This window comes from Peptococcaceae bacterium (assembly GCA_024655825.1).
GTDB lineage: Bacteria > Bacillota > Peptococcia > DRI-13 > PHAD01 > JANLFJ01.
The window spans coordinates 40,888-52,480 of sequence record JANLFJ010000021.1 but is presented as its reverse complement, the minus strand read 5'-3'; the positions used below and the strand labels follow the sequence as shown (position 1 = coordinate 52,480).

Here is an 11,593-nt window from a genome sequence, read left to right as displayed (position 1 = left end):
GCGTGTTGCGGGTCCTGAAAGGCAAGGAAGAGGCCAAGGTTTATGTTTGAGTTTTTACCAGGACCGGAACAAGCGTTCAATTTTTTTTGAGTTAAAATCCCCTCTTAGCGCAGCAAGGTCGTTTATTTTCATCCCGGCGGAAAAGAACAGGTTTCTTATGCCCCAAATTCGATATTGACAGGGTTTTTTGAGGGTGATAGAATTGCTTTAGAATTAATTGAACGTTCAATTAATATGTTTGCTGATTTCATTGGCTGAGAAGGAGCTATACAAATCATCAACTGCATATTGGAGATGTGATCATGATAGGGATTAGGAGCATCCAGGATGTGATGAAGGCCGTAAAAAACGAGAACCCGCCAAAACTGGCGGTGGCCATGGCCGCAGATGACCTTGTTCTAAACACAGTGAGCGCAGCCAAGCAATTGGGGTTGGCCAATGCGGTTTTAATCGGCGATGAAAAAGGAATCAAAAGAATTGCCGGAGACTTAAAGATCGATCCAACGCCTTTTGAAATCGTAGACATTAATGAGCCGGCGCAAGCCGCGGCTGAAGCAGTTCGGCTTGTCGCCAGCGGGAAAGCCGACATCCTGATGAAGGGACTGCTTGAGACCAAGGACTTCATGAAAGCTGTCATAGATCCCGATGCCGGGTTGAGGCAGGGGGACAGGATCATCAGTTCCATGCTGGCGGTTGAATTAAAAAAAGAAAACAGGTTCCTGTTTATAACAGACATAGGGTTTGTTCCCCTGCCCGACCTGGAGACCAAGAAAAAGATCATTGAAAACGCCGTTGAAACCATGCATTTGCTTGGGATAAAGGAGCCCAAGGTGGCGGTTGTCTGCGCGACGGAATCGATAAACCCAAAGATGCAGGCCACTGTTGACGCCAGACGGCTTGAGGAAATGAATCAGCGGAACGAGATACAAGGCTGCGTCATAGCGGGACCGATTTCTTTGGACCTTGCGGTGTCGCAGGAAGCGGCCAGGCATAAAGGTTATACCCATCCCGTCGCCGGCAGGGCAGATTTGCTCGTCGTACCTTCGTTGGAAGTGGGCAATGTGCTGGCCAAGACCTTCGATTATTTTACTGATTATGTCACCGTGAGCATCGTTATGGGTGCAAAGGTACCCATTGTTTTCACTTCCCGGGCAACCCGCCTGGAACTGAGGCTTAACGCCATAGCGTTCGCCGTCCTGCTAGCCCAGCGCAAGACGAAGGCAGGGGAACGATGAAACAATGAAACACGGCAATAAAGGGTGGCTGGTAACCGGGTGCGCAGTTGGGATCAATCTGGCGTGCGGGATGCTCTACAGCTGGAGCGTGTATGCGGCCGCCCTCGTAAAAGAGCTGGGGTTTACCAAGACCCAGGCAACGCTTCCGTATACGATCGCCCTGGCCATGCTGGCCTTGTTGTCCATCCCGGGGGGCAGGCTGCAGGACCGCTTCGGGGCACGCCTTTGCGCGACCGTCTGCGGTATATTATGCGGCGCCGGATTGATTATCTGTGGGTTTACAAGCTCCACAGCCATCCTTATCGTTGGATTTGGGATAATAGCTGGGTCCGGCATCGGATTGGGATACGGCGCCACCACGCCATCGGCTGTCAAGTGGTTCCCGCCGCAGAAGCGAGGCTTTATCAGCGGCTTGGTGGTTGGTGGGGTGGGGTTGGCGCCGGTTTATGTAGCGCCCATGACCCAGTATTTTGTCAACAGCTTCGGCGTCAAGCAGACTTTTTTAATCGAGGGGCTGGTTTTTGGCGCGGTTATCCTGGTCTTATCCCAGTTTTTGGCCAACCCGCCGGCAGGCTATATTCCTCCAGGCATGCCAGAACAGGCAGGGGCAGATGGCGTCGCCTCCAAGCGTGATTTCACGCCGCTGGAAATGAGCAAAACCGTGCAATTTTGGCTGATTTGGGGGATGCTTGCCTGTGGAGCCCTGGCAGGTTTAATGATCATCGGGCATATTGCCTTAATAGCCAAGGTACAGGCCGACATTGACTGGGCTTTTGCCTTTGTGGCCATGTTGGCCATATTCAACGCCGGCGGCCGGGTTGTAGGGGGATTAATCTCCGACCGGGTTGGGCGCCGAACGGCGTTGTTATTGGTGTTTGCGTTTCAGGCTGCGAACATGCTGTTGTTTAAATACTATACCACCGCCGCCTGGCTGGTCCTAGGCATAGCGATTGCCGGGACTTGTTACGGCTCATTGCTGGCCATCTTTCCCGCGCTTACGTTTGATTACTATGGAATGAAAAATGGCGGGGTGAATTACGGGATAGTGTTTTCAGCCTGGGGGGTGGCTGGGGTCATCGGGCCAATCATGGCCGGGTATGTTGTGGATTTGACCAAGTCATACCATGCGGCGTACCTTATAGCCGCATGTCTGCTGGTAATATCGCTGGCCCTGGTTATGATGCTGAAACCGCCTAAGGCGGCTACTGCCGGGGAAGAGGAAGGATAATGAGCGAATGGCAGTTATTGTAATTAACGTAATTGACGGTGGCCAGACGAGAGGCGGTTAAAGGAAAAATAAACAAACGGGGAGGATACCGACATGAGCATCAAAAAAATTGCGGTATTGGGCCAAGGGCAGATGGGTAGCGGCATTGCCCAGCATGCGGCCGCGAAAGGCTTTCAAGTCATGCTGTACGGCAGGTCGCTGGCGAAGGTAAAGGCCGTGGTGGAGCGGATGGGCGCGGCCATGGACAAGAGCATCGCCAAGGGTGTCATGACCGAAGAACAAAAAGCGGCCGCTTTGGCCAACATCAACACCACTGACCGGCTGGAGGAATGCGCGGACTGCGACATAGTCATCGAAGCTCTGGCCGAGGACATGGAACTGAAAAAGTCGACCTTGGCTAAAATGGACGAAATCTGCAAGCCGGAGGCCATTGTGGCCACCAACACCTCATCCCTGTCGATCACCGCGCTGGCAGCCGCCACCAAACGGCCTGACAAAGTTATCGGCATGCACTTCTTCAACCCGGTGCACATCATGAAGCTGGTGGAACTCGTCAAAGGCTACTACACTTCCGAGGAGACCTTTGCAGCAGCCAAGGAGCTGGCCGGTGCGCTGGACAAAGTATCCGTAAAACTGGAAAAAGACACGCCGGGCTTCATTGTGAACCGCATCCTGTTTGCCTTTTTGCTGGAAGCTGTCCACATTTATGAAGAAGGTATCGCCAGCAAGGAAGACATCGACCTGGCCATCAAGCACGGCCTCAATCATCCCATGGGCCCCTTCGCGCTGATGGACCTCGGCGGACTGGACACTTTCCCGAGCATTTGCGAATACCTTTTTGCGGAGTTCAAAGACCCCAAGTGGGCGACCCCGCAATCCATTAAGGCGAATGTGCGGGCTGGGCGTTATGGGGTAAAGAACGGCCGCGGCTGGTACGATTACCAGAAATAGAGTTTGTTCGGCGAAACACACCGTGAACAGGAGAGGATAAAAATGCCGGTAGGAACCTATGAGCAGTATTACAACAGGTTATTGAAAATGAAACCAAACATCTACCTCGGGAAAGAAGTAGTTGACAGATCGGACTCGAGGCTTGCAGGCGGGCTTTACTGCATGAAGCAGACTTTTGACTGCGCTTACGATGAGCGGTACAGGGACGTCTGCACAGCCACATCGCATCTCACCGGTGAAACCATCAACCGTTTCACGCACATCCATCAGTCCCTCGACGACCTGCTGAAAAAGCAGGAGATGACGAAGCTATTGTCCCACCGGGTTGGCGGCTGCATTCAAAGGTGCATGGGGATCGACGCCCTGAACGCTTTGTCGGTGGTGACCTACGAAATGGATGCCGAGCTTGGGACCGATTACTACCAGAGCTTCCTGAAATACCTGGGCTGGGTACAGGAAAACGATATAGTGGCCAACTGCGCCCAGACGGACGTGAAGGGCAACAGGACCAAGCGGCCGCATGAACAAGAAGACCCCGACATGTATGTCAGAATCATTGAAACGAGACCGGACGGGATCGTGGTAAGAGGAGCTAAGGCCTGCAATTCCGCAGCGCCGTATGTGGACGAGATCATCGTACTCCCGACCCGCTTTATGGGACAAAAGGACAACGCCTATGCGGTATCCTTCGCCGTACCGGCAGACTGGCCGGGCGTAAAGCTGGCCTGCATCCACGGGTTGCGGCCCAGGCGGGGTAGGATTCAGGCGCCTGTCGCCAGGGTTGGCGATGTGGAGTCCCTGACCATCTTCGACGACGTCTTCGTTCCGCGCGAAAGGGTTTTCATGGACGGGTTGGCTGACAGCAGGGTAACGCCGTATGCTGGTTTCCTGGCCCTGATGTTCGCCCATTTCCACCGGCATTCCTACACGGGCTGCAAGCCTGCGGCTTCAGAAGTGCTTGCCAGTCAGGCGGCGTTGGTTGCAGAATACAACGGCATAGAAAAAGAAGACCATGTCCGGGAAAAAATCTGCCACATCATCGGCATTGCCGAGTTGGTATATGCGGCGGGCATGGCCAGCGCATACAGGGCGGAACGATCGCCCTCCGGAACGATGATCCCTGATGAAATACTAACCAACGCAGGGCGCAAGCTGGCGGGCGAAGAGATATACAACGAAGCGAGGATTCTGGCGGACCTGGCCGGCGGGTTGATTGCCACCCTGCCGTTGGAAGACACCTTTTATGCCGGGGACAACGTGGGAGAATTGCTGCACAAATACATCATGCGCAATCCCAAGATCCCGGCTGAGAATGTGCACAGGTGCTTCAGGATGATTCAAGACCAGATCGTGTCTGAATTCGGCAGCGCCCAGATTGTTGCGGGCCTGCATGGCGGCGGGTCTCCACAGATGGAAATGGTGGCCATGATGTCCAGATATGACCTGGAAGAATTGAAAGGGATAGCGAAATACCTGGCGGGCATCGAGGACGATATCCCGATCTACCGGCGGAAGACCGTCACCCCGCGCAAAGTCCTGGAGAAATACCGGCAGATGCAGGGACAGAACAAATAAAGGCCGAGAGCAGATGGCTCTGCTGAAAAGCGTTTGGCCATGTCTGGTAAAACCGGTTTTGAACGAGAAGGGTGAAGCGAATCATGAACCACCAGCAAATCATTTATGCGGAAGACGCGGGGATTGCGACAATCACCTTGAACAGGCCCCAAGCATACAACGCGCTGTGCGCCCAGATGAACTCAGAGCTGATGGAAGTCCTTGACCGGCTTGAAGAGGACGCCAAAATCAGGGTGTTGATTATCGGCGGCGCCAACAATAACTTTGCCGCCGGCGCGGATATTGTAGAAATGATGGACGCCACCCCTTTTGAGGCGGAAAGGACAGCCGAAACAGCCCACAAAATCAACGACCGGCTGGAAAGCCTGAAGATACCTGTGATTGCGGCAATCAACGGTTTAGCCTTGGGCGGCGGATTTGAGCTGGCGCTTTCCTGCGATTTTCGCATTGCGGGAGAAAACAGCGTATTTGGACTCCCAGAGACCGGTTTAGGCATAATCCCCGGTGCAGGGGGTACTCAAAGGCTCACTAGGTTAATAGGCCCGGTGAAAGCCAAGGAGATCATCATGTTGGGCAGAAGAATAAATGGTCAAGAAGCATATGAAATGGGCATTGTGAACAAGGTTGTTCCTGACGGCGAAGTCATGGCTGAAGCAAGGAAAATGGCAGCCCGGCTGATGGAAAAGCCTGCCGCGGCGCTGGCGTTAGCCAAAATGGCGATCGGCTGCTGTTTGAACCATGACATCAGCAGTGGCAAACTCTATGAAAGAAGCCTGTTTTCCTTATCCTTTGCCAGCAGCGACCAAAAAGAAGGCATGAAAGCCTTTGTGGAAAAAAGGGTTCCCCGGTACAACCACGAACGATGAAGAATGCAGGCAGGAGGAATTGCCATCCATGAAAAAATACAAAATATTTGCAATCAATCCAGGGTCCACGTCCACCAAGGTGGCCATGTATGAAAACGAGACGGAGGTTTTTAGCGCCAAGGCTATACATACCGCTTCTAAATACGCTGAATTAAACCGGTTTGAGCATTGCAAGGAGACGATCCTGGAGACGGTGACCGCCCGGGGAATCGACTTAAAAGGGGTAGATGCTTTTGCCGGGCGGGGCGGCGGCATGATGCCCCTGGAAGGCGGCGTCTATCTCGTCAACGATTTGATGGTCGAACATTGCCGGAATACAACCCTCAAACACCCGGCAGTTTTCGGTCCGGGGTTAGTGGCTGACATGGCTAAAACCTATGGCGGCAAGGCCTTTGTCGTCAATCCGCCTGATGTGGACGAAATGGTGGATATAGCCAGGATAACGGGCTTTCGGGACATATACCGGGGCAGCCAATTCCATGCCCTCAACCAAAAAGAGATCGCCGTCCGCGCCGCCAAGGAAATGGGGAAGCAATACAGCGAAGTCAATTTTGTGATTGCCCACATCGGCGGAGGCGTTTCCGTGACGGCACACCAAAAGGGCCGGGCAATAGACACCAGCAGCAACATCATGTGTGACGGCCCGATGACGCCCACCCGCGCCGGGACTCTTCCCATAATACCCTTCATGGAGTTGTGCTTTTCCGGCAAATACTCCAGGGAAGAAATGTCGGACCGCCTTTTAATATCCGGCGGTTTCGTTGACCACCTGGGGACGAGCGACATGCTGGAAATAAAAGAAATGATTGCTCAAGGCAATGAATATGCCCGCCTGGTCTATGAAGCCTTCATCTACCAGATCGCCAAGAGCATAGGCTCGTTTGCTGTGGCGCTACGGGGGGAGGTGGATGCCATTTTGCTCACGGGAGGTATCGTCAATGATACGAACCTGGTAGCCAGACTTAAAGAAATGGTGGGGTTTATAGCGCCGATTCGCGTCTATCCCGGTGAGTTTGAGATGGAAGCCCTTGCACACGGCGCGCTCCGTGTGCTGCGGGGGGAAGAGGCTCCCAAAAAATATACGGGTGTGCCGGTGTTCAGCGGTTTCAATTTTTGTAAAGACTAACAAATTAAAAAGGAGGATACCAATACATGGCAAGAGAGGTTTTCATCGCAGCGTATGGCAGGTCCGCAATCTGCCGGGCGAAAAAGGGTTCCTTCGCAGAAACCCACCCTATCGAATATTCCGCCCAAACCCTCAAGGGCGTTCTGGCCCGCATTCCTCAACTGGATCATGCCGAGATAGAAGACGTGATCATGGGCTGTTCCTTTCCTCATAACGAGACAGGCATGAACATAGCTCGGCTGGTGGTCAACAGGGCAGAGCTTCCCGACAGCGTCTCCGCTCAGACCATCAACCGTTTTTGCTCTTCCGGCCTGCAGGCCATCGCTACCGCGGCCGGGGCTATTATGGCCGGTCAAGGCGATGTCGTGGTGGCCGGCGGAGTGGAAGACATGTCGCACACCTTTATCCCCTATGACGAAAAGTATCAAAACAAATGGCTGAGCGAGAACTACCCAGGGGCTTATATGAGTATGGGCATCACCGCCGAGAACGTTGCCGAGCGGTACAAAATCACCCGTGAAGAGATGGACCGCATGGCGGTCGAATCTCACCGCAAGGCCTTTGCAGCGCAGACAGGCGGCAAGTTTGTTTCTATTGTCCCGGTGACGGTTAAAGACGCTGAAGGCAACGACAAGGTTGTAGTCAAGGACGAGGGCATCCGTCCCGACACCAGCATGGAAAGCCTAGCCAGCCTGAAGCCCTGTTTCAAACCGGACGGCGTCGTCACTGCGGCCACTTCTTCCCAGGTGTCCGACGCAGCAGCCTTTATCGTCCTCCTGAGCGGTGAAAAGGCTGCTGAACTTGGCATCAAACCTGTCGCCAGGCTGGTAAGCTTTGCTGTAGCCGGCTGCGATGCGACAGTCATGGGATTGGGACCCATCCATGCCGTGCCCAAGGCCATGAGGCGAGCAGGTCTGAGCGTGGACGAGATGGATGTCGTTGAACTCAATGAAGCCTTTGCCGCCCAGGCTATACCCTGCATCAAGGAGTTGGGCTTAAATCCGGACAAGGTCAACCCCTACGGCGGTGCTATAGCGCTTGGTCATCCCCTTGGCGCGACCGGCGTCATCCTTACTTGCAAGGCGCTTGATTATCTGAAGGACAACAATGGCAAGTACGGGTTGGTAACCATGTGCATCGGCGGCGGCATGGGTGCGGCCGGTATTTTTGAGCTCCTGTAAGGTATTTGATATTGATAAGCCAAGAAAAACCAATAAGAATCCTGTGTTGGTGAGGATGCTCCTGAAATTGACGGGCTTGCCCAGTCGTTTCTGTGAAACGCAGGGAACACAGGAGGATTTGAAAATGTCAGCGCAGCCGCTCTGGACAAAAAATTTCCTGTTTCTGTTCATCTCGAATGGTTTTTCTTCTTTTGGATTCCAGATACTTCTTCCCACATTTCCTCTGTTGATTTCAGGGTTTGGAGCTACTGAGGCGCAGATAGGGCTGGTAGTGGGTTCATTCACTTATTCGGCGATCCTCATTCGTCCCTTTTCGGCAATGGCAATAAAATGGTTGGGCAAAAAGTCCTTTTTACTGTTGGGGATATTTGTCTGTTTTGTAGCGGCTGCTGGTTATAATTTTGCCACGAATGTAACTCTGGCTCTGTTAACACGGACAATTCACGGCCTTGGGTTTGGGATATCCACCACTTTGTATGCCACTTTGGCGGCCGACATCATACCCGCTTCCCGCCGGGGGGAAGGGATGGGGTATTACGGCTTGTGCACGACAATTTCCATGTCAATTGCACCAATACTGGGGGTAGAACTGGTCAAAAGCAGCGGTTTTACCCTTCTTTTTATGGTAACAGCTTTATGCCTTGTCATTTCTTTTATATGCATTAAGTTCTTCTTCAAACCAGACACGCTTACAGCAGTTGAAGAAAAAAACTCAGACGATTCACTGTTAAGCAAGATTATGGAACGTCAAGCCCTCTTTCCTTCATTTCTAGCCTTGTTGACAGGCATTTGCACAGGTGGTGTGGTGAGTTTCATTTCGCTGTACGGTAAAGAGCTGAGAATAGTTAATATAGGCTGGTTCTTTTTGTTCAATACCTTGGCTGTGTTTATCAGCCGGATTCTGGGCGGCAGGATTTGTGACCGCCGAGGATATTTTTGGGTTCTTTTGCCTGGAGCATTCATTCTGCTTATTGGTTTAATCGTTTTATCGCAAGCCAAATCTTCTGTTACCTTAATAGCATCCGCATTGTTGTATGGATTTGGCGTAGGGGCGCTTTTGCCATATCTTCAAGCCTGGATGATAAACCGGGTTAAACCCGAACGCCGAGGGCTGGCAAATGCCACCTTCTATAACACCTATGACCTTGGCATAGGCGGCGGTTCTGTCTTGTTGGGCTTTATAGCCGAAAAGACAAACTACTCGACCATGTATTTATATTCTTCATTATCAATGATAATTTTTATTTTAATATATGTTTATTATGAATTGCTGCTGAAGAAAGAATAGCAATACAGATTTTTAGATATTGTAGAAAGGCTGAAGACAATATAAAATCAAAATAAAGGTCTGAGAAGAGGGCTGAGCCAAGCGTCATGTCGTATATGATAATCGGGACGGCTGGACACATCGACCACGGGAAGACTTCGCTGGTGAAGGCCTTAACCGGCATTGACACCGACCGTCTGAAGGAAGAAAAAGAACGGGGCATAACCATAGAGCTGGGTTTTGCCCACATGGTGCTTCCGTCTGGCAAGGAGGTCGCCTTCATCGATGTGCCGGGCCATGAGAAGTTTGTGAAAAACATGCTGGCCGGGGTTGCGGGCATAGACTTGGCCTTGCTGGTGGTATCGGCCGAGGAAGGAATCATGCCTCAAACCAAAGAGCACCTGGATATACTCAGGCTTTTGGAGATCAATAAGCTGATAGTCGTCGTCACCAAAACAGACCTGGCTGAACCCGCCATTATCGAACTGGTCGTTGATGATATTGAAGAATTGTTAAAAAACACAGGGTATCAGGGTGCGCCTGTGGTAAAAACTTCAGCGGCAACCAAAGAGGGGCTTGATCAACTGGTTGCGCTGATTGAGACCATTGAAAAGGAGACTGGCAGCGGCGGCAACGGCCCTGCCTATGCCAGGCTGCCTATTGACAGGGTATTCAGCGTCAAGGGCTTCGGCACGGTGGTCACGGGCACGTTGTTTGACGGGGAGATTCAGGCCGGCGATGCCCTGGAGGTCGCAGCCAAAGGAAAAATTGCCCGCGTCAGGAATATCCAGGTGCATCACAGACCCGTTAAAAAAGCGGTCAAGGGACAGCGGGTGGCGGTAAACATCGGCGGCGTTGAGGTAACAGAGCTTGCCAGGGGAGATGTGCTGTCAACGCCCGGCTGGCTGGTCCCGACCACCCGCCTGGATGCCACCTGCAAGCTGCTGGAAAGCTCTCCCGTGGTTTTGAAAAGGATGACCCGCGTCCGCTTTCACCAGGGCACCAAAGAAACGTTGGCCCGGATAATGCCTTTGGATCGGGAAGAAATAGCGCCCGGAGACGAGGCCTTTATTCAACTGGTGCTGGAAGAACCGTCAGCCGTGGTTAGAGAGGACCGTTATATCATGCGGAGCTACTCTCCGGTTACGACCATCGGCGGCGGCAAGGTACTGGAACCCAGAGCCGCCAAGCACGGCAGAAAAGAAAAAGATCTGGTGAACAGGCTGCGGATGAAGGCTTCAGGAGACAAAGCGGGTGTCGTCAAGCTTTTTATCGAGGAGAAAAAGGGCTTTTGCAGCATTGAAGAAATATGCCGGTATATGAATATGGAAAAGGATAAGGTGGAGGGCATCCTGCTTTCCTTGGCACAAAAAGACGAGGTCGTCGTTTGTCAGCCGGGGGATGAGCAGGCCTTTATTGACCCCCAAACAATAACTGCCTGGGAAAGAAACATCGCCAGGGAAATCAGCCTCAACAGGGAAATGAACCCGCTGGAGCCCGGCGTGAACAAAGAAGCACTGCGGGCCAAGTATTGGCCCAATTGGTCGACGAAAGAGTTTAACGCATTGCTGGGCTATTGGATAAAAGCCCATAAATACAAACTGGTAGACAATAATTACGTTTCTCCCTACGGGTACCAGCATGCCTTGGACGCAAAATGGACCAAATGGATTGAACAAACAGGCGGGATTTACACCGCTAAAAAATGGCAGATACCTGACTGGAGCGAAGTGCTGCGACAGGCTGGAATCGATGAGAAGAGCGGCAGCCAGCTCTTGCAGTATCTGATCCGATCCCAAAAGTTAATAAGCATCGGCGGCGATTTGTATCTTTGGCACAGCCTATTTAATGACTTGATAAACAAACTGGCTGAGTGGTTTGAAGAGGAAAACGAATTAACGGTGGCGCAGTTTAGGGATTATCTGAACACCTCCCGCAAAATTGCCGTGCCGCTATTGGAATTTCTGGATGCAGCCAAATACACGTCAAGAACAGGCGATGTCCGGACAAAAGGCATGCGCTTACGATTAAAGGCCGATCCAAACAGTTAGTTTTGCCGCTTTTACGGGGGCGGATTGTGACTGGTGTTGCGCCTGGTCTTCAAAACCAGTGCGGCGAAGCGATCCTTCGCTGGGTGGGTTCGATTCCCACACGCTCCCGCCAT

The 11,593-nt window shown here is 52.3% G+C and carries 9 protein-coding genes and 1 tRNA gene; all 10 read left to right on the top strand.

The window, feature by feature from the left end; genetic code table 11:
* The first annotated feature begins 287 nt into the window (after positions 1-287).
* The 10 genes from NUV48_09565 (at position 288) to NUV48_09520 (ending at position 11,592) form a co-directional block, all read left to right on the top strand.
* A complete protein-coding gene (locus NUV48_09565) occupies positions 288-1,235 on the top strand; it encodes a bifunctional enoyl-CoA hydratase/phosphate acetyltransferase (protein ID MCR4442384.1) in 948 nt (315 codons plus the stop codon).
* Between the two features lie 4 nt (positions 1,236-1,239).
* Positions 1,240-2,463 carry an OFA family MFS transporter gene (locus NUV48_09560; GenBank protein ID MCR4442383.1) on the top strand — a complete coding sequence of 408 codons (1,224 nt, stop codon included), beginning with the start codon at positions 1,240-1,242 and terminating at the stop codon, positions 2,461-2,463.
* 93 nt (positions 2,464-2,556) lie between these two features.
* The gene (locus tag NUV48_09555; protein ID MCR4442382.1) at positions 2,557-3,414 is read left to right on the top strand and encodes a 3-hydroxyacyl-CoA dehydrogenase family protein; all 858 of its coding nucleotides are present in this window, start codon (positions 2,557-2,559) and stop codon (positions 3,412-3,414) included.
* A 42-nt stretch (positions 3,415-3,456) separates the two neighbouring features.
* Complete coding sequence (locus NUV48_09550; protein ID MCR4442381.1) at positions 3,457-4,989, top strand: aromatic ring hydroxylase; 1,533 nt, start codon at positions 3,457-3,459, stop codon at positions 4,987-4,989.
* An 83-nt stretch (positions 4,990-5,072) separates the two neighbouring features.
* Positions 5,073-5,855: an enoyl-CoA hydratase/isomerase family protein gene (locus NUV48_09545; GenBank protein ID MCR4442380.1), complete on the top strand. Its 783-nt coding sequence runs from the start codon at positions 5,073-5,075 to the stop codon at positions 5,853-5,855.
* A gap of 28 nt (positions 5,856-5,883) precedes the next feature.
* Complete coding sequence (gene buk / locus NUV48_09540; protein ID MCR4442379.1) at positions 5,884-6,981, top strand: butyrate kinase; 1,098 nt, start codon at positions 5,884-5,886, stop codon at positions 6,979-6,981.
* 26 nt (positions 6,982-7,007) lie between these two features.
* A complete protein-coding gene (locus tag NUV48_09535; protein MCR4442378.1) occupies positions 7,008-8,162 on the top strand; it encodes a thiolase family protein in 1,155 nt (384 codons plus the stop codon).
* Positions 8,134-9,450, top strand: coding sequence for an MFS transporter (locus NUV48_09530; protein MCR4442377.1), 1,317 nt, complete (start codon positions 8,134-8,136; stop codon positions 9,448-9,450). Before NUV48_09535 ends, NUV48_09530 begins: the two co-directional genes overlap by 29 nt.
* Positions 9,451-9,536: 86 nt before the next feature.
* Positions 9,537-11,480 (top strand): selenocysteine-specific translation elongation factor, encoded by a 1,944-nt coding sequence (gene selB / locus NUV48_09525; GenBank protein MCR4442376.1) that lies wholly within the window; start codon positions 9,537-9,539, stop codon positions 11,478-11,480.
* Between the two features lie 15 nt (positions 11,481-11,495).
* A tRNA-Sec gene (locus NUV48_09520) sits at positions 11,496-11,592 on the top strand.
* The last annotated feature ends 1 nt before the right edge of the window (position 11,593 follow it).